Annotated in this window: 14 protein-coding genes; 11 read left to right on the forward strand and 3 right to left on the reverse strand. The window is 56.4% G+C overall.

Features of this window, described 5'->3' with window-relative positions; translation table 11 throughout:
* Positions 1 to 27: 27 nt before the first annotated feature.
* The 8 genes from bcsA (at position 28) to ACIP6T_RS20845 (ending at position 15,415) form a co-directional block, all read left to right on the forward strand.
* Positions 28 to 2,133 (forward strand): UDP-forming cellulose synthase catalytic subunit, encoded by a 2,106-nt coding sequence (bcsA, locus tag ACIP6T_RS20810; protein WP_097095379.1) that lies wholly within the window; start codon positions 28 to 30, stop codon positions 2,131 to 2,133.
* Entirely contained in the window at positions 2,130 to 4,595 is a 2,466-nt protein-coding gene (gene bcsB / locus ACIP6T_RS20815) for a cellulose biosynthesis cyclic di-GMP-binding regulatory protein BcsB (RefSeq protein WP_400458702.1), read from the forward strand. Before bcsA ends, bcsB begins: the two co-directional genes overlap by 4 nt.
* Positions 4,596 to 4,606: 11 nt before the next feature.
* The gene (locus ACIP6T_RS20820; RefSeq protein WP_400458704.1) at positions 4,607 to 8,410 is read left to right on the forward strand and encodes a cellulose synthase subunit BcsC-related outer membrane protein; all 3,804 of its coding nucleotides are present in this window, start codon (positions 4,607 to 4,609) and stop codon (positions 8,408 to 8,410) included.
* Positions 8,410 to 8,856 carry a cellulose biosynthesis protein BcsD gene (gene bcsD / locus ACIP6T_RS20825; protein ID WP_345827524.1) on the forward strand — a complete coding sequence of 149 codons (447 nt, stop codon included), beginning with the start codon at positions 8,410 to 8,412 and terminating at the stop codon, positions 8,854 to 8,856. The genes ACIP6T_RS20820 and bcsD overlap by 1 nt, the downstream gene beginning before the upstream one ends.
* A gap of 9 nt (positions 8,857 to 8,865) precedes the next feature.
* The gene (locus ACIP6T_RS20830) at positions 8,866 to 9,870 is read left to right on the forward strand and encodes a glycosyl hydrolase family 8 (protein ID WP_400458706.1); all 1,005 of its coding nucleotides are present in this window, start codon (positions 8,866 to 8,868) and stop codon (positions 9,868 to 9,870) included.
* A gap of 268 nt (positions 9,871 to 10,138) precedes the next feature.
* On the forward strand, positions 10,139 to 12,151 hold the full coding sequence (gene hmsP / locus ACIP6T_RS20835) for a biofilm formation regulator HmsP (RefSeq protein ID WP_320204465.1): 2,013 nt from the start codon (positions 10,139 to 10,141) through the stop codon (positions 12,149 to 12,151).
* Positions 12,152 to 12,380: 229 nt separating this feature from the next.
* Positions 12,381 to 13,661 carry a dicarboxylate/amino acid:cation symporter gene (locus tag ACIP6T_RS20840; protein WP_008105722.1) on the forward strand — a complete coding sequence of 427 codons (1,281 nt, stop codon included), beginning with the start codon at positions 12,381 to 12,383 and terminating at the stop codon, positions 13,659 to 13,661.
* 245 nt (positions 13,662 to 13,906) lie between these two features.
* Positions 13,907 to 15,415 (forward strand): pitrilysin family protein, encoded by a 1,509-nt coding sequence (locus ACIP6T_RS20845; RefSeq protein ID WP_097095373.1) that lies wholly within the window; start codon positions 13,907 to 13,909, stop codon positions 15,413 to 15,415.
* 3 nt (positions 15,416 to 15,418) lie between these two features.
* Here the strand turns inward: ACIP6T_RS20845 and ACIP6T_RS20850 are convergent, their stop codons facing one another.
* Complete coding sequence (locus ACIP6T_RS20850) at positions 15,419 to 16,291, reverse strand: alpha/beta hydrolase (protein WP_097095372.1); 873 nt, start codon at positions 16,289 to 16,291, stop codon at positions 15,419 to 15,421.
* Positions 16,292 to 16,678: 387 nt separating this feature from the next.
* Positions 16,679 to 17,611 (reverse strand): sugar kinase, encoded by a 933-nt coding sequence (locus ACIP6T_RS20855; RefSeq protein WP_097095371.1) that lies wholly within the window; start codon positions 17,609 to 17,611, stop codon positions 16,679 to 16,681.
* A 282-nt stretch (positions 17,612 to 17,893) separates the two neighbouring features.
* Between ACIP6T_RS20855 and pdeH the strand changes: the two genes are divergently transcribed.
* Entirely contained in the window at positions 17,894 to 18,667 is a 774-nt protein-coding gene (pdeH, locus tag ACIP6T_RS20860) for a cyclic-guanylate-specific phosphodiesterase (RefSeq protein ID WP_345827516.1), read from the forward strand.
* A 61-nt stretch (positions 18,668 to 18,728) separates the two neighbouring features.
* Positions 18,729 to 20,789 (forward strand): AsmA family protein, encoded by a 2,061-nt coding sequence (locus ACIP6T_RS20865; RefSeq protein WP_097095369.1) that lies wholly within the window; start codon positions 18,729 to 18,731, stop codon positions 20,787 to 20,789.
* Here the strand turns inward: ACIP6T_RS20865 and ppiC are convergent, their stop codons facing one another.
* Positions 20,790 to 21,071: a peptidylprolyl isomerase PpiC gene (gene ppiC / locus ACIP6T_RS20870; protein WP_008105734.1), complete on the reverse strand. Its 282-nt coding sequence runs from the start codon at positions 21,069 to 21,071 to the stop codon at positions 20,790 to 20,792. It abuts the gene before it with no gap.
* A 72-nt stretch (positions 21,072 to 21,143) separates the two neighbouring features.
* On the opposite strand from ppiC, the gene rep reads away from it, so the two are divergent.
* Positions 21,144 to 23,165, forward strand: a complete 2,022-nt coding sequence (gene rep / locus ACIP6T_RS20875; RefSeq protein WP_400458709.1) for a DNA helicase Rep — start codon at positions 21,144 to 21,146, stop codon at positions 23,163 to 23,165.
* The last annotated feature ends 63 nt before the right edge of the window (positions 23,166 to 23,228 follow it).

Consider the following 23,228-nt stretch of genomic DNA (forward strand, 5'->3'; position numbering starts at 1 on the left):
AACAATACAGCTCCTTCAGGGTGAATCATGAGTAAACTCGGGTTTTACCTGCTGCTGCTGGTGCTTGCACCCGTAGCCGCGGTAATCGTCATCACGCCTATGGACAGCCAGAAGCAATATATCTTCGGCTTGATCAGCATCGGGATGATGTTTCTACTGGGCTTCAGTAAAAGCCGCAAAATAACCGTTGTGATGGTTATCCTTTCTGCGCTGATGTCGACCCGATATATCTGGTGGCGCACCACGGAGACGCTGCAGTTTAATTCAGAGATTGAAGCAATCCTTGGGATTGGCTTATATCTGGCCGAACTCTATGTCTGGCTGATTTTAATTCTTGGCTTCCTGCAAACCACCTGGCCATTAAAACGCACCATTGAGCCGCTGCCCGATGATACCAGCCTGTGGCCGACGGTTGACGTTTATGTTCCCACCTATAATGAAAGCCTTGATGTGGTGCGAGATACCGTGCTGGCAGCGCAGTGCATTGATTATCCGCGCGACAAGCTGAAGGTCTATTTACTGGATGATGGCAAACGTAGCGAGTTTGCGGTATTTGCTGCCGACGTCGGCGTAGGCTATATCACCCGCGATGACAACAGCCACGCGAAAGCCGGTAACCTTAACCACGCCATGAAGATCACCAAAGGTGAGCTGATTTGCATCTTCGACTGTGACCACGTTGCCACGCGTACCTTCCTGCAGGCAACGGTAGGGCCGTTCCTCAACGATCCGAAACTGGCGCTACTGCAAACGCCGCACTACTTCTATTCGCCGGACCCGTTCGAACGTAATCTGCGTGCAGCGCGCAGCATTCCTAATGAAGGCTCGCTGTTCTACGGCCCGGTTCAACAGGGTAATGATAACTGGAACGCGACGTTTTTCTGTGGCTCCTGTGCGGTGATCCGCCGTAGCGCGCTGGAAGAGATTGGTGGCTTTGCAGTTGAAACCGTCACCGAAGATGCGCATACCGCATTGAAAATGCAGCGTCTTGGCTGGGGCTCCGCTTTCCTGGCGATCCCGCTGGCGGCTGGCCTGGCGACCGAACGTCTGGGGCTGCATGTGGTGCAGCGTAACCGCTGGGCGCGTGGCATGACGCAGATCTTCCGCGTCGATAACCCTTTGTTCGGCCGTGGTTTAACCTGGCAACAGCGTCTGTGCTACCTCAACGCCATGCTGCACTTCCAGTTTGGCTTGCCGCGCGTCGCGTTTTTGACCGCGCCGCTGGCGTACCTGCTGTTTAACCTGAATATCATTCACTCGTCGGCATCGCTGATCTTCGCCTACGTCTTGCCACATCTGGTGATGTCGCTGTACGTCAACTCGCGCATGAACGGCAAGTTCCGCTATACCTTCTGGGGTGAAATCTACGAAACCGTTATGTGCTTCCACCTCGTTATCCCCACGTTGCTGACCATGCTGGCACCGAAGCGCGGGAAATTTAACGTTACGGATAAAGGCGGCTTGCTCGATCAGGGTTTCTTCGATTTCCACATTGTGCGCCCGCATGTGATTGTTGCCGCGCTGCTTTCAATCGGCATTATTGCTGGCGTAGTGCGTGCCACCGCCCATGACTACTTTGGCGTCGATCCCTACGTTATTGCCCTTAACGTCGGCTGGGCGGTGTTCAGCCTGATCATTCTGATGGCGGCGATTGCCGTGGCACGTGAAACGAAACAGGTGCGTAAAACCATCCGTATTGACGTGCAGATTCCGGCGGTCATTCACTACGCCAGCGGCATCTCTTCACGCACGCAAACCAGCGATCTGTCGATGGGCGGTGCGCAACTCGATGCGCCGGACCATCGTCATGAGCAGGATGACATCGAAGAGATCGATCTGCTGTTGAAATCCGGCACCATCACCATTCCGGTAAGCAAAATTTCCGGCGATGAAGAGAGCATCCGGCTGCGCTTTGGCGATATGCCGCTGGCGCGCCGCCGTGAATTAGTGCGTGTGGTGCTGGCGCGTGCCGATGCGTGGATTCAGCCGGAGTACAAGCAGGACAACCCCCTGGTTTCCCTTGGCACCATTATTCGTACCGTCTTTGAGCTGTTCTGGCTGACGTGGAAAGATCGCCGTGAGAAGCGTAAGCGTGATAACCAGCCTGCGGTAAAAGAGGACAGCGCTGCATGAAGAATTTGACGCAAACGTTGCTGGCAAGCTCGCTGGCAACGGCGCTCGTGCTCGCGCCAGCATGGGCTGAAACTCCGGCGGTGACTCAGGATAGTGCTGCGCTTTCAGCGGTTCCACCGCCACAGGGCATGGAAGGTGCGGCCGACCAGCAGTTACAGCAAGCCGCCGGTGCGGCGCCGTATGCTCCTTCGGAGAGCGCCCCCGCGAATGAAAATGCGGCACCAGCCGCGCCTGCACCCGACATGGTGCTGCCTTCGGTCGAGCCAGGCGTCATAGCTGATAGCGGCACGGCTACGCTCAACCAGCCGATTAGCAGCACGGTTTCCGTAGCGCAGATGGGCCAGCCGCAGGGTATTACGCTCACCGGCGGTCAACTGCAATCCGGTATCGTGTTCACCTTGCCGACGGATGAAGTGATCACCAGCGCACGCCTCAACCTTTCGCTACGCGTCTCTGCGGCACTGGCGGCGCGTAACACTTCGCTGCAGCTGATGCTAAACGGTCAGCCGCTCGGCACCTTACCGCTGGGCTCCAGCGACAGCGATATCAGTGACTACCAGCTGGATATCCCGGCAGCGATGGTGGTATCGAGCAACAATCTGAGCTTCAAGATTAACGATGCCGATAAGCTGCTGTGCGAGAAAGAGAGCGCGCAGCAGTATCAGGTGTCTATTTTGCCTAAAACCACGCTGAGCCTGGAAGGTCAGCAGCTGAACATTGGCACCAGCCTGCGCAACTTCCCGCGTCCGTTTATTGATGCGCAACGCATGACGCCAGCTAGCGTTAGCTTTGGCTTTGCCACCAATGTTGCGCCGGATAGCATCAGCGCGGCTGCGCTGGTGGCATCCTGGATGGGTATTCAGTCGGACTATCGCGGCATTCGTTTCCCGGTGCTGCGCGGCGATTTGCCCGAGCACAACGGTATTCTGGTGGGGCATCCTGGCGACAAAATTGGCACGGTGACGCTACCCGCGAGCAATGGCCCGCTGCTGCAGGTGATCGATAATCCCAACAATCCTGTTTACAAGCTGCTGCTGGTGGTGGGCGCCAATGACGATCAGCTTCGCCAGGCGGCTAACCGTTTAACCACGCAGCCGCTCACTACTGATGGCAACAGCCTGAATGTGCAGCCGCAGCCGATTGGCGTGCGAAAACCTTATGATGCGCCACGCTGGATTAACACCACGCGTCCGGTACGCCTGAGCGAACTGCTGCGTAAGGATCAGAGCCTGACCACCACCGGCATCTGGCACGATGCGCTGAGCGTCAATTTCCGCGCCGCGCCTGACCTGTTCCTGTGGGATGGCGATACCATTCCGGTGGATCTGCACTATCGCTTCCCGTCCGAAAGCTGGATTGATGAGAACAACTCGTTCCTCAACGTGATGATCAACGGCACCTTCCTGCGTAACCTGACGGTGAACAAAGTGGGCTTGCTGGAGAGCGCCTGGCATCGCCTGGGCGGTGACGCGCGGCAGGAGCATTACACGCTGAAGCTCGAACCCTACCTGATTTATGGTGACAACCAGCTGGCGCTCTATTTCAACATCAAGCCGAAAGCAGATGCGCCGTGCGGCGTGCTGCTGAACAACAATATCAAGAGCCGCATTGAAGAGGATTCATGGATCGATCTGAGCCACACGCGGCACTTCACCATGCTGCCGAACCTCTCTTACTTTGTCGGCGCGTCGTTCCCGTTCTCGCGGCTGGCGGATTTCTCGCAGACGACGCTGTTGTTGCCAGAGCAACCCAGCGACGCGGAAATCGCCACGCTGCTGGATATGGCATCACGTGCCGGCAACGCCACCGGCGTTCCGCTGCTGCAGAACCAGGTGCTGTTTGGTCTGCCAAATGGCGGCACCAATCTGACTCGCCTGCAGCACAGCGATGTGTTGGCGGTGAGTACTACGCAGAACAACGACTTCAACCAACGGATGCTGGCCAATACGCCATTTGATACCAGCGGCAACACGCTGGGCGTGAAAGAGCCGACGAGCTGGGAAAAAGTGCGCGGCTGGCTGACCGGCGACTGGTATCGCCAGCAGCTGGATGCCGATCGTTACTTCTCATCGAACGAAGCGTGGCGCGGCTTTGTCAGCTATCGCTCGCCGTGGAACCGCGATCGCCTGGTGGTGATGACGGTGGCCACCAGCGATCAGCAGCTGCTACGCCTGCATGAAGATCTGCAGTCTGCGCGTATTAACGCCGGTATTCGCGGTGATACTGCCATCATCACCGATGAGAACGGCATCCGCAGCTTCCGCGTGGGGCCGCAATTCCCGAGCGGCGAAATGCCGTGGTACATGATGGTGGTGTGGTATGCCAACCAGCACTCGGTGCTGATGGCGCTGGCGGCACTGCTGCTTTCCGCGCTGGTCGGCAGCGGTGCATGGGTGATGCTGAAACGTCATGCGTGGCGTCGTCTCAACCCAAAAGTTGATAGCAAGTCCGGCAAGAAGTAAGGATAAAAATAATGAAAAAACATCTGTTAAGTGCCGGCGTGCGTCATGCTCTGATTCTGGGGGGAGCACTGGCGCTCTCGCAGCCGCTGCTGGCGGCGGAGAGCAGCAATCCCGCGCTGCAGGCGCTGTTCGATCAAGCGGCTTACTGGCATCAGAAAGCGCATGACGATCTGGCGAAAGCCTCGCTGCAGAAAGTGCTGATGGTTGAGCCAAACAATACGCAGGCGCTCTATCTGCTGGCGCTCTATTCCCAGCAAAGCGGCGGCACGGCCGAAGCGGCGCAGTGGCGTGCGCGATTGAGTGCGGCCTCGCCAAACGATGCGCATCTCACCGAGCTGGATAACGCGCGTCAGCTGCAAACCATTCCGCAGGCGCAGCTGCAGCTGGCACGTCAGCAGGCGCGCAGTGGCAACATTGCCGCTTCGTTGCAAACCTGGCGTAATACCTTCAGCGGCAATGAGCCGCCGCCGAGCGTGGCGGCAGAATATTATCTGACCATGGCGGGCGATCGCTCGCTGCTGCCGCAGGCGGTGGAAGCGCTGCGCCAGTTCTCCGCCGATCATCCGCAGGATACCGGTGCAAAACTGGCGCTGGGTAAAGCATTAACCTATCAGGAATCAACCCGCCGTCAGGGTATCGATGTGCTCGCGAGCATGGCGGATGGCAACAAAGAAGCCGATCGATCGCTGCGCCAGGCCCTGCTGTGGCTTGGCCCGCAGGCTTCAGATGCTTCGCTTTATCAAACCTGGCAGCAGCGTCATCCGCAAGACAACGCGGTGCTGGATTACTACCGTAAAAACGTCGGCGGCGCGGAGAAAGGCGCGGGCTTTACTGCGTTAAACAGCGGCGACGTCAGCAATGCGCAAAACAACTTTGAGAAAGTGCTGCAGGCCAACCCACAAGATGCCGATGCCCTGGCCGGCATGGGTTACGTGGCTCAGCGCGCCGGTCGCTATGCGGAAGCAGCGGATTACCTGACGCGCGCCGCGCAGCTGGGTGGCGATCAGAGCGATACGCGGCAGAAACAGGCCGCCGATGCGCGCTTCTATGCGCAATTGGCCACGGCGCAGCAGGCGCTGAAAAATGGCGACAGCGCGCAGGCGCTGGCATTGAGCGAACCCCTGACGCAGGCCGACGGCGAAAAAGGGATATCCGCCAAACTGTTCCGTGCCGATGTTCAGCGCCGCAGCAATCAACTCGATCAGGCGGAGCAAACCTATCGCGCCATCCTGCAAAGCGATGCCAACAACCGTAGCGCTAAAGAAGGCCTGTTCTACGTGCTGCGTCAGCAAAATCGCGGGGCGGAAGCCAATACGCTGCTGGCATCGCTGCCCGACAGCGTGCGCCAGAGCGTCGCGCCGCGCGGCAATAGCACCGATCCAATTCGTGCGCAGGCCAAGCGTGAATTAGCCGCGGGCAACAACAGCGCGGCGATTGCTACGCTAAATAGCGGCATTCAGCGCTATCCCAACGATGGCTGGCTGCGTCTCGATCTGGCGCGCATCTATCGCGCACAGGGCGATAGCATGATGGCAGCGAATATCATGCAGCCGACCCTGCGTACCGGTGCGAGCACCGCTGAACTGTACGCGGGCGCGTTAAACGCCAGTGAAAGCGGTGCCTGGCAGCAGGCGAGTATGCTGCTGTCACGTATTCCCAACGGCAGCAAAAACAGCGATATGCGCGAGCTGGCGCAGCGCGTGAATTTCAACCTGCAGATGACCACCGCCGATCAGTATCTGGCGCAGGGATCGAACGCTGCAGCGGCCAATACCCTGCGCGCGCTGGCGGCAACGCCACCGTCAAATCCGGTTGATGCCGGTAATCTGGCGCAGAAACTGGCAAAAGCAGGTGATATCACCACCGCGGTTTCCGTGGTGCGCAGCAACATGCAGCGCGGAGTGCAAGGCAACGCCGGGGATTACGCCGCACAGGTCGCGGTGCTGAATCAGGCCGGTTTGAATACTGAAGCGCAAAGCTTCCTCAGCAGTCCGGAACTGCAGGCGCGCAGCACGCCGACGCAGCTGGCGGGTATCCGCAATGGTTACGTGATCAACGAGGTCGATCGCCTGCGCGAGCAGAAACAGTACGCCGCTGCTTACGATAAGCTGGTGGGCGCGCTGCAGCACGATCCACAGAATCGCGATCTAATGTTCGCCATGGCGCGACTGTATCAATCCGGCAAGATGAACAAAGAAGCGGGCGTCGTGTATGACTACCTGATGACGCAGGACACCGCGACGCAAGACGCGCGTACTGGCGCCATCAACGTGGCGCTGGCGCAAAACGACCTCAACAAAGCCAACACCTTAACCCGCGGCCTGAATAACGCGCAGTCACCCGATCGCCTGCTGTTGCTTGCGCGCGTTGCCGAAGCTAACGGCGAACACAGCCAGGCAATGAGCTACCTGCGCACCGCGCGCGGTCAGCTGATTGGTCTGCAGGGTGCTGAAACCGGTAGCGTGCCGAGCGTGGGTGGTCTGGCCCTGGCCGATAATCCGTTTATCAATCGCGGCACCTCGCCGGTTGGCCGCTCGCCATCCAGCTATGGTGCGGTAATGCCGTGGCAGTCGGCGCCCGACGCCACCAGCAGCGCGGAAGGGGTGACGCTGGCGAGCAACACGCCAGCCATTCAGCAGAGTCAGACGCTGCGCCAAATCGACAACATGATGGACGATTTGCAGGAGAAAACCGGTACCTGGGTGCAGGGCGCGGTGCAGGTGCGCGGACGCGACGGTGAATCTGGGTTGAGTAAGTTGACCGAAGCCAAAGCGCCACTGACCTTCTCTACCGTGCCGTTTGGCGAGTCGCGTTTCGATTTCACGATGACGCCGGTTTCACTCTCAGCCGGCAGCGCCGGCGGTGATGCCTGGCGTCGCTTCGGCACCAACTCGCTGGTGCAGGGCAACGTGGTGGCGACGGGAGGAGCGAAAATTGATGACGTGCCTAACTCTTCTACTGATTCGCAATCAGCGACCGGCGTTGAGCTGAACATGGCGCTGAAGGGCGACAGCTACAAGATTGATCTCGGCAGCACGCCGCTCGGACAAGATTTGAGCACGTTGGTGGGTGGCGTGCAGTGGTCGCCGAAGCTGACGGATTTCCTGACGCTGATCCTCACCGGTGAACGCCGCGCGATGACCGACAGCCTGTTGTCGTATGTGGGTGTGGAAGACAAAACCAGCGGTAAACGTTGGGGCCGCGTAACGAAAAACGGCGGTAACGCCTTGCTGAGTTACGACAACGGTGATGCCGGCTTCTACGCTGGTGCTGGCGCGTACAGCTACCTGGGTGAAAACGTGGCGAGCAACAATAGCGTGCAGGCTACGGCCGGAGCTTATGTGCGTCCGTATCACTTCGACGATCGCGAGCTGAAAGTCGGCATGAGCCTATCGTGGATGGATTACTCGAAAAACCTTAGCTACTTCAGCTACGGTCAGGGCGGTTACTTCAGTCCGCAAAACTATGCATCCGTATCGTTCCCTGTTGAATTCAGCCGCAAGTTTGACGATCTGAAAGTGAACGTGGGCGGCTCGGTGGGTTATCAATCCTATAGCCAGGATAAAAGCGCCTACTTCCCGAACAACCCGTCTCTGCAATCACAGTTGCAGAGTTTGGCTGACCAGGGCTACGTGAAGGACGCGTTCTACAGCGGCGATAGCAAAAACGGTATTGGCTACAACCTGCATGCCGGTGCGGATTACAAGATCAACAAAGATGTCACCGTAGGCGGTCAGTTAGGCTACGACACCTTTGGTGATTACAACGAAAGTACCGCCAATCTGTACTTCCGTTACCTGTTCGGAGATTACTAATGAGTGAGCAAATCGCAGCACGCGCCAGCCATCCACACCAGCCGGGCTGGTTTGATTTGGTGAGCGTGATGATTGAAAGCATGCTGGATAATGCTGGCGAGGAAGCGGAAGGCTTCCTGCAGGGTGTCGGCGCATCGCTGGCAACACGCTATCCTTTAGCAGAAGCGCGCACCGTGCAGGATCTGGAGCGTGAGATGAATCTGCAGCTGGCCCGATTTAACTGGGGTTTTGTGCAGTTGCAGCCGCAGGAAAACGCCATTCTGCTGCAGCACCACGCGCTGCCGCAGGGTGACATTCACGTAGCAGCAGAACGCTGGCAGCTGGCGTTGAGTGCGGTACTGGCTGGCCTGTATGCGCAGTGGCTGCAAGCACAAGGCGGCAGCGCGGCAGTGCCGGTAACCCTCGAGAAGAACGACGGCGGCACGCTGCACTATCGATATCAATAGGATGCTGTGATGAAAGTGATGCGGTTCTGGCGTCAATGGATGCTGTGTTTCATGGTGATGTTTTTTAGCGCCCAGGCGGCCGCAGATGGCTGGAGTACCTACAAAAGCCGGTTTATGAGCAGCGACGGCCGCATCAGCGATACGGCAAACAATAATGTGAGCCATACCGAAGGCCAGGGCTACGGCATGCTGCTGGCGGTGGCGCACGACGATCGTGCCACGTTTGATCTGCTGTGGCAGTGGACGCGCAGCCATCTGAGCAATCCACAGAACGATCTGTTCTATTGGCGTTATACGCCAGGTGCTGCCGATCCGGTTGCGGACAAAAATAATGCGTCCGACGGTGATGTGCTGATTGCGTGGGCCCTGCAACGCGCCGCACAGAAGTGGGGCGGCGATTATCAGCAGGCGTCCGATCGCATCCAACGTGCGGTGATTAAGCTTAATGTCATCGATTATGGCGGACATAACGTGATGTTGCCGGGCGCGCAGGGGTTTAATAAAACCAGCTATGTGGTCCTCAACCCCTCTTATTTTCTGTTCGCGGCCTGGCGTGAGTTTGCCGATCATAGCCATCTGCGCATCTGGAATGAGCTGATTGATGACGGCATGGCGCTGTTAGGCGATATGCACTTTGGCAAAACCGGCCTGCCGCTCGATTGGGTAGCTTTGAACGCCGATGGTTCAGTGGCGCCGACGCTGGGTTATTCCAACCGCTTCAGCTATGACGCGATTCGTATTCCCCTAAATATCTGGTGGTACGATCCGCAAAGCCTGCGTCTGGTGCCGTTCCAGCGCGTCTGGCAAGGCTCGCCACGCCTGACCACGCCCGCCTGGTATGATGTGCTGGGAAACACACCTGCACCGTACAATATGGAAGGCGGCCTGGTTGCCGTGCGCGATCTGACGTTGAACCAAACGCGCTATCTCAATGACCGTTTGGCGCCCGATCAAAACTACTTCTCCGCCAGCCTGCAACTGCTTACCTGGATGGCGTACCAGGAGAAGCGCTAAGTCTTATTTTCCACCGGGTCGCCATCAATGGCGTAATGCTCGTCAGCTAAGCGTGAATCGGTCACCATGAATGGCGACCCTACGTGGATATAGCCGGGTTTTCGTAGGGTGCGCATTTATGCGCACCTGCATCATTCCGAATCACCGCGAAAATTCTTCTGCATGGCCATTTTTCAACTTTATCCCGGCGAAATGCGACCCTGACCTGGGATATACTCGCTGCGCATTTCATCTAATTACATGGCCAAACTGGCCCGGAGAGGTTTTGTTGCGCGTCAGTCGTTCTTTAACGATAAAGCAGATGGCGACGGTTTCCGCCGTAGCGATTGTGACCATCAGCATTTTTATTGTCGTCCAGCTGTTTCATTTTGTGCAGCAGCGCAGGATTGACTACGCCCAACAAATGGAAAATGTGGCGCATACCGTGCGTCAGCCGCTCTCCGAGGCAGTGCTAAAAGCCGACATCCCGCAAGCTGAACATATCCTTAATACTCTGAAACCGGCCGGTATTTTGTCGCGCGCTGATGTGGTGCTGCCGAATGCGTTTCAGGCGCTGCATGCCGATTTCGCGCCGGAAAAACCGGTGCCGCGCTGGGTGGCGCGCCTGTTTGAGCTGCCGGTACAAATCACGCTGCCGCTCTATTCGGTGGAGCGGTCTGGCTTGCCAAAGCCGATTGCCTATCTGGTGCTACAGGCTGACTCCTCGCGCGTTTATCAGTTCCTGCTCAGCACGTTATCGACCATGATCACCACCTATCTACTGCTGGCGCTGATTCTCTCTGTCGCCATCAGCTGGTGTATCAATCGTTTAATTGTGCATCCGCTGCGCGATATTTCGCGTGATTTGCAGGAGCTGCCGCCGCAGGCGATTTTGACGCACAAGCTGGCGCTGCCCAACAATCACCGTGATGATGAAATTGGCATGCTGATCCGCAGCTACAACCGTAATCAGCAGGTATTAGAGTCGATTCACGATGAAATGAGCCGCATGACCACCCATTTCGCCGTGACGGATCTGCCCAATCGCGCGCTGTTCCTCGCGCTGCTCGAACAGCATATGAACCAGCAACGTAACCGCCAGGCGTGGGGACTGATGGTGATTCGTATCGAGACGCTACAGGAAGCCAACGGCGTATTGAGCGATGAACAGCGTGATACGTTAATGCTGACGCTGGTGGAGAAGATTCGCAGCACCGTGGACGATCACGTCTTACTGGCGCAAACCGGCCCCAGCGACTTCGCGCTGTTAATGAAGCGCGCGCACAACCCGTTTCGCGCCATGCGTCTGGCGCGCAACCTGATGATTCGCCTCAATCAGCCGGTGAATCTGCAAAATCTTCAGCTGCGGCCAAATGCCAGCATTGGGTTAGCGCTTTATGAAGAGAGCACCATTTCGGCCAGCGAACAGCTCGATCGCGCGACATCGGCAATGATGTCGGCGCGTCACCAGGGTAAAAATCAGATCCTGTTCTTCGATCCCGCCCTCACCGAACGGGCGCAAAAGCGTTTAACTCAGGAACATGACATCCTGCAAGGTTTGCAGGAGGATCAGTTTTCCCTCTATTTGCAGCCGCAGATCAATATGGAAACCGGTGAACTGGCCGGCGCCGAAGCGCTGCTGCGTATGCGCATGCCGGATGGCAGCTACGGGTTATCGGAAGAGTTCATTGCCAGCGCCGAGGAGATTGGGGTGATTTCGGCGATTGGGCGTTGGGTATTTGAAGAGGCCTGCCGTATTCTCGCCGCCTGGCAGAAGCAGGGGATCAATATACCGCTCAGCGTCAATATCTCGGCGGTACAGCTGCGCGATGCCAGCATGGTGAGCCATTTGCAGGGATTGCTGGAGCGCCATCGTATTGCGCCCGGTAACTTCGTGTTGGAGATCACGGAAACCGCGCAGATTGGCGATGCTGAACAGGCGATTGCGCTACTGCGCTTGCTGCAAAAAACCGGCGTGGCGGTCGCGCTCGATGACTTCGGCATGGGCTACTCCAACCTGAATTATCTGCATCAGTTCAAAGCGCTGCCGGTGAACAAACTGAAAATGGATCGCAGTTTCGTCGCCGCGTTACCGGTTGATGACACCATGGTGCGCATTGTGGCGGCCATTGCCGACATCATTCACCTCGACGTGATTGCTGAAGGTGTGGAAACCGCCGAGCAGCGTGACTGGCTGCTGGCGCGCGGAATTACTATCGGGCAAGGCTACTTATATGCTGAAGCACTGCCTCTCGACGTCTTTAATCAACGCTGGCTCAATCCCTCCCAAACCCTTGAATAATCACCTTGGTTATTGATTTTCCTTACAAAATTAAAGCGAAGCGCCAAGCTGAAGCGTTTCAGTTCATAGTTAGAGTTTTGTAACTTTTGTAAGGAATGTTAGGGGATATTAATCTTGTTAACAGGGTGTTATTTTCCTCGCCATCGGTAAGGTTTTACGCTTCTGGCGGCTTGCCGCATGCGTTACTCCACAACAATGGCGGTGAAAACCGTCTTACTGGACACCTGTTATGAAAATCTTAAAAAGCCTCTATTTTCAGGTACTGGTTGCCATCGGCATCGGCGTCCTGTTGGGCCACTTCTATCCTGAGTTAGGCGCGCAAATGAAGCCGCTCGGCGATGGGTTCGTTAAGCTGATCAAGATGATCATCGCCCCCGTTATTTTCTGTACGGTGGTGACCGGTATTGCCGGCATGGAGAGCATGAAAGCCGTTGGACGTACCGGCGCGGTTGCGCTGCTGTACTTTGAAGTGGTCAGCACCATCGCGCTGATCATTGGTTTGGTGGTGGTCAATGTGGTGCAGCCTGGTGCGGGCATGAACGTTGATCCGGCCACGCTGGATGCCAAAGCGGTTGCGGTTTACGCCCAGCAGGCGGAGCAGCAAGGTGTGGTTGCCTTCCTGCTGGATGTGATCCCGAATAGCGTCATCGGTGCTTTCGCCAGCGGCAACATCCTGCAAGTACTGCTGTTCGCTATTCTGTTCGGCTTTGCGCTGCATCGCCTTGGCAGCGCAGGTACGGTGATGTTCAACGTCATTGAAAGCTTCTCGAAAGTGATCTTCGGCGTTATCAACATGATCATGCGTCTCGCGCCTATCGGTGCCTTCGGGGCCATGGCCTTTACCATCGGCAAATATGGCGTGGGATCGCTGGTGCAGCTCGGTCAGCTGATTATCTGCTTCTATATCACCTGCGTGCTGTTTGTGGTGGTGGTGCTGGGGCTGATTGCGCGCTTTGCTGGCTTCAACATCTTCAAGTTTGTTGCTTACATCAAAGAAGAACTGCTGATTGTGCTGGGGACCTCTTCATCTGAGTCTGCGCTGCCGCGCATGCTGGATAAGATGGAGAAGCTCGGCTGTAAGAAATCGGTGGTGGGATTAGTGATCCCAACGGGGTATTCGTTCAACCTTGATGGCACCTCGATTTATCTCACCATGGCGGCGGTGTTTATCGCGCAGGCAACCAACGCACACATGGATGTCTTCCACCAAATCACGCTGTTAGTGGTGCTGTTGCTCTCTTCTAAAGGTGCAGCAGGTGTTACCGGCAGCGGCTTTATCGTGCTGGCGGCCACGTTGTCCGCTGTGGGCCATCTGCCGGTGGCAGGTTTGGCGTTGATTCTCGGTATTGATCGCTTTATGTCCGAAGCCCGTGCGCTGACGAATCTGGTTGGTAACGGCGTGGCGACTATTGTGGTGGCGAAGTGGGTGGGTCAGCTGGACGAGAAACAGCTGAACGCGACGCTTTCTTCAGGGAAAAAGGTGAATAACGCACCAGAAACCGCCGCGTAAAAGCGCTATTTGCGTTAATTTGCCCAGAAATGCCCGCTGTCGCTTGCCCTGACAGCGGGCATTTGCATAATAAACCCCATTGATTTTTTTCCCGATTTTTTGCCTCGTTGCGCGACATCCTGACCTTCTCGTGGTCAAAGAGTCTGTTATTAAATAAACGTGGCGGCAAAATGCCGCACCGGTCACCCAGATGTGGCCGAATATGCCGCGCTAACGAGCGTTGATCTGTTTGAGTAGGGGTTCACATGCAGGGCACCAGAATTCGGCTTTTGGTTGGCGGATTGCTACTGGCAGCATCCGGTTTTGGCGTGCAAGCCGAAACGCTCCAACCCGATCCCGCCTGGCAGGAAGGCAAACTGGACAATGGTTTTAGTTGGCAGCTTCTGACCACACCACAGCGTCCAAGCGATCGTATTGAACTGCGCCTGATTGTTAACACCGGTTCACTGGTGGAGAGCGCACAACAAACTGGCTACAGCCATCTTTTACCGCGTTTAGCGATGGTGCATAACGCCGCGCTGGACACCAATCAGCAACGTGCACTGTGGCAGCAGGCCATGGATCCACAGCGTCCGCTGCCGCCCGCTATTTCGTCGTACGATTACACCCAATACAATCTAAGTTTGCCCAATAACCGTCCAGACTTGCTGAAAGAAGCGCTCAGCTGGCTGGCGGCAACCGCCGGTAAAATGACCATCAACGAGCAGGTGGTTTCCACCGCGCTGACGGCAACCGATCCCATCGCTACCTGGCCTGCCAATACGCAGGATGTGTGGTGGCGCTATCGCCTGAAAGGTTCGGCGATGCTGGCGCACGATCCGGGTGAGCAACCGCGCGCACCGGTGGATATTGCCCAGCTCAATAGTTTCTATCAGCAATGGTATACGCCCGATGGCATGACGCTGTATGTGGTCGGCAATGTTGATAGCCGCAGCATGGCGGAGCAGATCAATAAAGCCTTCTCGCCGCTGAAAGGCAAGCGCGTGGCACCTGCTGCGTTACCGACGCTCTCGCCGTTGCCGCATCAGCCGGTGAATCTGGTGAATGGCGGGATGAATCAGGATCGCCTGTCGCTGGTATGGGATACGGCATGGCAGCCGATTCGCGATTCGCAAAATCTCCAGCGTTATTGGCAGAGCGATCTGGCGCGTGAAGCGCTGTTCTGGCATGTGCAGCGCGCCCTGGCGGACAGCAAAGCGCAAAGCGTGCAGGTTGGCTTTGACTGCCGTGTGCTGTATCAGCGTGCGCAGTGTTCCATCAACATGGATAGCCCGAATGCCTCGTTGCCGCAGAACATGAATCAGGTAGCGAAGGAGCTGGCCGCAGTCCGCGATAAGGGTTTGCCGCAGGATGAGTTCGACGCGCTGATGGCGCAAAAGCTGCTGGAACTCAACAAACTGTTCGCCACTTACGCCCGCACCGACACCGATATTCTGATGGGCCAGCGTCTGCGTTCGCAGCAAAATGCGGTAGTGGACATTGCGCCAGAGCAGTATCAGAAGCTGCGCCAGACATTCCTCAGCGAAATGACGCGCGACCAGTTGAATCAGGAACTGCGCCAGCAGCTGTCGCAGGAGCTGACCATGGTGCTGATTCAGCCGCAGGGTGAGGCCGAGACTAACGTGAAGATGCTGCAGGAAAGCTGGGATAAGGTGATGAAGTTACCAGACGCACCTGCTGCGCCTGCCGCTTCGGATGAAGTCAAACCGGATAACAGCGCTGGCGCGGGGGAACAGACCGCGCCATCATCCTGATTATCAGGTCTTAGCTCTAAGCCATTCCGTTACGAGCATTGGCCAGCTGGCGAGGGGAAGATCCGCCACGCCACGGATACCAAATCCGTGGCCGCCTTTCTGGTAGAAGTGAATCTCCACCGGCACCTTGTGCTCCCGCAGCGCGCTGAAAAACACCATGCTGTTATTCACCGAAACCGACTCATCATCGGACGCGTGAATCAGCAGCGTGGGCGGCGTTTGCGCATGTACGCGCGTCTCCAGTGAATACGCCTCAATCATCTTTTGATCCGGCCAGGCGCCCAATAAGCGGGTGCGCGCGCCTTCATGCGCCAGACCTTCACGCATACTGATTACCGGATAGAGCAGTACCATCGCATCCGGGCGCGGCGAGAAGCTGTCTGCCTGATCCTGCACCGGATAAAGTTTTTCACCGAAGCGCGTACCGAGGCTGGCGGCAACGTGTCCACCCGCCGAAAAGCCCATCATCACAATGTATTTACCGTTGATGCCGCGTTGTGCTCGTTCACGCAGCACGCGCACCGCACGCTGCGCATCGGCCAGTGGCGCGTCCGGACCTTCGTGGTGACCATCATAGGGCAGGCGATAAGTCATTACCGCCAATGTGTAGCCCATCGAAGTGAAGAAAGTGGCAAGCGCGCTGCCTTCCCGATCGATCAATACCCGCTGATAACCGCCGCCCGGCGCCACCAACAGCGTAATACCGTTCGAGGTTTCCGGATGCCAGAGGGCAATTTCCGGGCAGCGCACGCCGGTGGCCGCACGGTCATAAGGTTCGTACTCTTTGGCGAGATCGACGATCTGCGGCTGAGCGCGCGAATCGCTCGCGCCTGGCGCATCACCGTTTGGCCAGATATTGATAATTTCTGTGTGCATAAGTCAGTCCTGAGCGAGTCATATTGTCATTATTCTGTTCGCGGCCGGAGTAACAGCATCCTGCTGTTATTGATTAAAACATGGTCTCTTTTGCGGCTGGCGTCCAGCCGAAAACCGCCGATTTCGCCAGTTTCGGACTATGCCTGGCGGGCGTGTTTTCGTGACATAACACATTGAATTTAAATCACTCTGATAAGCAGGGTTAAAGCGGTGCAGCGGGTAATGTTACAGAAGTGGACGAGCTAAGTGATTAGTGGAAATTGGCAGAGAAAAATACTGCGTTAAGGCAAACGTTGAGCGCGAGGTGGTTAGCAATATTGATGAATTTGGTCGTCATCAATGACGACCTTACAATATGCGTAGGGTGCGCATTCATGCGTACCCGGATTAACGCGGCATTGCGCTGAGCGGAATAATCGCACCGCGATGCTGAATTACCGTGCTGGCGGTGAGGTGACCACGCGCTGCCGCCTCTTCGGCGCTGCCCCCGGCTAAACGCAGTGCCAGATACCCGGCGCTAAAGGAGTCACCTGCGGCGGTGGTATCAATCACTTTCTCTTTCGCCAGCTTGATCGCGGCAACATCCCGCAGCGGTTCGTCGCCAACCGCCACCAGGCAGGAATCCGCACCGCGCTTAATCGCGATCTCCTGCACGCCTGCGGCACGCGTCCGGGCAATCACTGCATCCAGCGGCTGCTCGCCCCACAGCAGATCCTCATCATCAAGGGTGAGAAACGCCATATCGGTATGACGCAGCATCTCGGCGTACGCCTGCTGCGCGCTGGCTTTATCGGCCCACAGACGCGGACGATAGTTGTTGTCGAAAATTACCTTGCCGCCGTTCTGACGACAGGCGCTGAGCAGCGCCATGAGTTTGTTGCGGCTGGCGGCCGGCAAAATGGCCAGGCTGATGCCACTCAAATAGAGATAATCGTAGTGCGCCAGTTGCTGACAGATATCATCCGCCTGTGCGCTATCCAGCCAGAAGCGCGCGGCGGCGTCGTTGCGCCAGTACCAGAACGTGCGTTCACCGTGATCGTCGGTTTCGATGAAGTACAGGCCCGGCATTTTATTGTCGAGGCGCTGAATCAGATCGGTGTGAATCTGCTCCTGCTGCCAGGCGGCGATCATCTGATCGCTGAAGCTATCGGTGCCAAGTGCGGTGACGTAATCGACACGCAGTTGCTGAGGATCAGACTGGCGTGCCAGATAAACCGCCGTGTTCAGCGTATCCCCGCCAAAACCGCGTTTGATGTTCTCACCTTTCTCGGACAGCTCAATCATGCATTCGCCGATGATGGCGATGTTCTTCTGCGTCATGGTCTTCAGCCTATAGTGAATTTCGCATTAGTCTCGCGTCTGGTATGGCAGTCGTCAATGCTTTTTAAAACGATGTTTTGATTTAGCTTAAGGCGGTAAACTCATCCTGCTGCGGTGATTTAACGGTCAAAGCGCGTTTTGTTTTGCCGATTAAGCGCGAAGCACGCTGCTACACTCAACGATTCTTGGGACTAATGAGATTGATAAAGTTATCCCTGCGATCGCCGATACTTGCCGCTGAGATGCTATTTGCAGGCACTCGACACCAACCAGGAAAAAACCATGGTGATGAAGAATTTGAGTCATCGGCTGCCTGTTTCAAATGAACTGGAGCAACAACAGGAAACGCGTTTCTTCTGGCAGCAGTGCCAACGATTCTATACTTTCCAGCCGATTTATCAGGTCTCAGGCCGCTTGCTGGCCATTGAATTACTGACGGCGGTGACCCATCCCTCCGCGCCAGAAAAAAGGTTATCGCCCGAAGACTATTTCGAAGCCCTGACTATCTCGCAGCGGCTGGGTGTCGTCCAGGAGCAGCTGGAGCTCCTGGTAAAATGGTCACACTTTTTCAGTCAGCGTCAGCTGGTGGCGTCGGTGAATATCGACGGCCCAACGTTGATGGAAATTGAGCAGCATGAATTGATTCGTACCTTAATCGCGCAGTTACCATGGGTACGTTTTGAACTGACGGAGCACCACGCGCTGCCGCAGGAAGAGATGGTGGCGAAGATGCCGGAACTCGGTCCGCTATGGCTGGATGACTTTGGCTCTGGGATGGCGAACTTCTCTGCACTAACCGAACTGCGCTACGACTACATCAAATTATCGCGCGAACTGTTTATGCTGCTGCGCGCCAGTGACGAAGGCCGTTCAATGTTCTCCATGCTGCTGGCGTTAATTAACCGTTACTGCAACGGCGTTATTGTGGAAGGCGTGGAAACCGAAGAAGAGTGGCAGCAGGTGCGCAGCTCCCCCGCGATGGCGGCGCAGGGCTATTTTTTCTCGCGTCCGGTGCCGTTTAGCGAGCTGGAACACATGGCACTTGAGCTTCCCTGATCCCCTTCTCCAAGGTCTCGACTATCCTTAGTGAGACGTGGAAGGGCATGGAGGAAGCAATATGTCACGTACTCGAAAGATCCTGAGCTGGGTGGTCGGGATTTTTTTGTTATTGGTAGTGTTGATTGTGGTGATCATCGCCACCTTTGACTGGAATCGTCTCAAACCAACGATTAATCAAAAAGTTTCAGCCGAACTGAATCGTCCTTTCGCCATTCGCGGCGATCTTGGCGTGGCTTGGGTGCGCAACCGTGAAGAGCCTGGCTGGCGCAGCTGGGTGCCATGGCCGCAGGTGCATGCTGATGATGTGATGCTCGGTAATCCGCCGACCGTTCCGGATGTCACCATGGTGCACTTACAGCGGGTAGAAGCGACTATTGCGCCGCTGGCGCTGCTGCATAAGCAGATCTATCTGCCGTGGATTAAGATGCAGCAGCCGGACGCACGTCTGGTGCAGACCGCCGACAAAAAGAACAACTGGACCTTCGATCTTGCCAGCAGCGGAAACAGCGATGCAAATGCAGCGCCTTCTGCCTGGTCATTCCGCCTCGATAACATCTTGTTTGATCAGGGGCAGGTGCAGTATCGCGACGCCATCAATAAAGCCGATGTTACGGTGACGATCAATCCGCTGGGGAAACCGGTCCCCTACGCGCAGGTTGCGGGCGGTAACGACCAGCAAAAAGGGGCGGGTGATTTTGTCTTCGGCTGGAAGGCGAGCGGCACCTACAACAACCAAAAACTGGATGGCGACGGTAAAATTGGCGGCATGTTATCGCTGCGCAGTAAAACCACGCCGTTCCCGCTGCAGGTGGATGTCCGCAACGGCAGCACGCGGGTGCGCCTTGATGGCACCTTGCAGGATCCGCTCAATCTCGGGGGGCTGGATGTGCGCCTGCGCTTCTCCGGCGACACGCTGGCGAATCTGTATGGCCTCACGGGCGTGCTGTTGCCGGATACGCCGCCGTATGAAACCGATGGTCATTTGATTGCGCGCTTCAACGAGGATAAAGGGCCGCTGTTCCGCTATGAGAAGTTCAATGGTCATATTGGTGACAGTGATATTCACGGCTCGCTCATTTATCGTCAGGGCAAACCGCGTCCAACGCTTACCGGTGAACTCACCTCGAACCAGCTGCGCATGGCCGATTTGGGGCCGTTGATTGGCGTCGATTCGGGTAAAGGCAGCGACAAAACGCAGCAGGCGAAAGCGCAGCGCGGTGAGGCCTCGACGCAGCCCGCCGATCGCGTATTGCCGCATGATAAGTTCGATACCAAAAGCTGGGACGTGATGGACGCTGACGTGAAGTTCAGTGGTAAACGCATTGAACACAGCAGCAAGCTGCCACTCAGCGATCTTTATACCCATGTGCAGCTGAAGAACGGCGATCTGCTGCTCGATCCGCTGCGCTTCGGTATGGCGGGCGGCAGTATCAACTCCACCATTCATCTGGAAGGCGATCGCAGCCCAATGCGCGGACGCGCCGATCTGCATGCGCGCAAGCTGCGCCTGCGTCAGCTGTTCCCGAATGTCACTGCAATGCAAAACAGTTTGGGCCAACTTAACGGCGATGCGACCCTGAGCGGTACCGGTAATTCGGTGGCCGATTTGTTGGGCACCAGCGATGGTGAACTAAAGCTGCTGATGAATGATGGTCTGATTAGCCGAAGCCTGATGGAGATTGCTGGGCTGAACGTCGGTAACTATGTGGTGGGTAAACTGTTCGGTGATGATGAGGTGAAAATCAACTGTGCGGCTACCGATCTGAATATTCGTCAGGGCCTGGCGACGCCGAAGCTGTTCTTGCTGGATACCGAGAATGCGGTCATCAACGTCACCGGCAACGTCAACTTCGCTAACGAACGCATGGATTTGTCGATCAATCCGGAGAGTAAAGGGATTCGCATCATCACGCTGCGTTCACCGCTCTATGTGCGCGGTACCTTTAAAAATCCGGATGCCGGTGTGAAAGCCGGGCCGCTCATCGCTCGCGGTGCTGCAGCGGTCGCTCTTGGTGCGGTGGTTGCGCCAGCCGCAGCGCTTTTGGCGCTGGTTTCACCCAGCGATAATGAAGAGAACCAGTGTAGCAACGTGCTGCAGCAGATGAAGAATCAGAAGTAATCAGTTACGCCACAGTACTTTGATGATGTGGTAACCAAAGGCGGTTTTCACCGGTCCGTAGGGCTGCAACAGCGGACAGGAGAAGACCGCCTTATCAAAGGCCGGTACCATCTGCCCTTTACGAAACTCACCCAAATCGCCGCCGTTACGACCTGATGGACAGGTAGAGTGCTTTTTAGCCAGCTGCTGGAAGTTTGCGCCTTTTTCAAGCTGCGCCAGCAGAGATTTAGCCTGCGCTTCCTCTTTCACGAGGATATGTAAAGCCGCCGCGGTTTTCGCCATGATGTCATCCTAATGTGTATAATCCGGCCATTATACCCTCCTTTCTTTTGATCCAACTGAGCGAATTCCGTTATGCGTTTAAATCCCGGCCAACAACGAGCTGTCGAATTTGTCACCGGTCCTTGCCTGGTGCTGGCCGGTGCGGGCTCAGGTAAAACGCGCGTTATTACCAATAAAATTGCTCATCTGATCCGCGAATGCGGCTATCAGGCGCGCCATATTGCCGCGGTGACCTTTACCAATAAAGCCTCACGCGAGATGAAAGAGCGTGTGGCGCAAACGCTGGGGCGCAAAGAGGCGCGCGGCCTGATGATTTCAACCTTCCACACGCTGGGGCTTGAGATCATCAAGCGTGAATACAAAGCGCTGGGGATGAAAGCGAGCTTTTCGCTGTTTGACGATCAGGATCAGCTGGCGCTGTTGAAAGACCTGACCAAACAGTGGCTGGAAGAAGATAAAACGCTGTTACAGCAGCTGATTTCCACTATTTCCAACTGGAAGAACGATCTGGTTGATCCGCAGGGCGCAGCGGGTTTGGCCAAATCGCAGCGCGACCAGATTTTCGCCCACTGTTATCAGCTGTATGACCAACATCTGAAATCCTGCAACGTGCTGGATTTCGACGATTTAATCGCGCTGCCGACGCTGCTGTTGCAGCGCAATCAGGAAGTGCGTGAACGCTGGCAGCAGCGCATTCGCTATCTGCTGGTGGATGAATATCAGGACACCAACACCAGCCAATACGAGCTGGTGAAGCTGCTGGTGGGCGCACGAGCGCGCTTTACCGTGGTGGGCGATGACGATCAGTCAATTTACTCATGGCGCGGTGCGCGGCCGCAAAACCTGGTGCTGCTGCAACAGGATTTCCCGGCGCTGGAAGTGGTGAAGCTGGAGCAAAATTACCGCTCGACGCAGCGCATCCTGAAATCCGCCAACATCCTTATCGCTAACAATCCGCACGTGTTTGAGAAGCGCCTGTTCTCCGAATTGGGGCAGGGCAGCGAGCTGAAGGTGCTGAGCGCCAATAACGAAGACCACGAAGCGGAACGCGTGGCGGGCGAACTGATCGCGCATCACTTTATCAATAAAACCGCTTACAAAGATTACGCCATTCTCTACCGCGGCAACCATCAGTCGCGCGTGTTTGAAAAGCAGCTGATGCAGAACCGTATTCCCTATCGCATCTCTGGCGGCACGTCGTTCTTCTCGCGTCCAGAAATCAAAGATTTACTGGCTTACCTGCGCGTGCTGACCAATCAGGAAGATGACAGCGCGTTTCTGCGCATTGTGAATACACCGCGCCGGGAGATTGGCCCGGCAACGCTGCAGAAGCTGGGCGAATGGGCCAACCTGCGCAATAAGAGCCTGTATTACGCCAGCTTCGATATGGGGCTGGAGCAAACTTTGAGCGGACGTGGGCTGGAGCATTTGCAGCGCTTCACACACTGGCTGAACGACATCATTCAACTGACAGAACGTGAACCGGTCAACGCAGTGCGTGACCTGATACGCGGCATTGATTACGAAAGCTGGCTGTTTGAGACCTCGCCCAGCCCGAAAGCGGCCGAGATGCGCATGAAAAACGTTAATCTGCTGTTCCAGTGGATGACCGAAATGCTGGAAGGCGATGAGCTGAACGAGCCGATGACACTGGCGCAGGTGGTTACGCGCTTTACGCTGCGCGACATGATGGAGCGCGGTGAGAGCGACGAGGAGCTCGATCAGGTACAGCTGATGACGCTGCACGCGTCGAAAGGGCTGGAGTTCCCTTATGTCTATCTGGTTGGCATGGAAGAGGGATTATTACCGCACCAGAGCAGCATTGATGAGAACAATATCGAAGAAGAGCGGCGTCTGGCCTATGTGGGCATTACGCGCGCGCAGAAAGAGCTGACCTTTACGCTATGCCGCGAGCGCCGGCAGTATGGCGAGCTGATGCGCCCGGAACCCAGCCGTTTCCTGCTGGAGCTGCCGCAGGATGATGTGGTATGGGAGCGCGAGAAAAAAGTGGTGAGCGCAGAAGAGCGGGCGAAAACCGGACAGACGCGCGTTGCTGGGTTAAGAGCGATGCTGGAGAACGCGAAGAAGGGTTGAAGAAGGGGCGCCATGAATGGCGACCCTACGTCGATTGTAGGGGCGGCATTGATGCCGCCTGAC

Source organism: Pantoea sp. NPDC088449 (assembly GCF_044753225.1).
Lineage (GTDB): Bacteria > Pseudomonadota > Gammaproteobacteria > Enterobacterales > Enterobacteriaceae > Pantoea > Pantoea floridensis.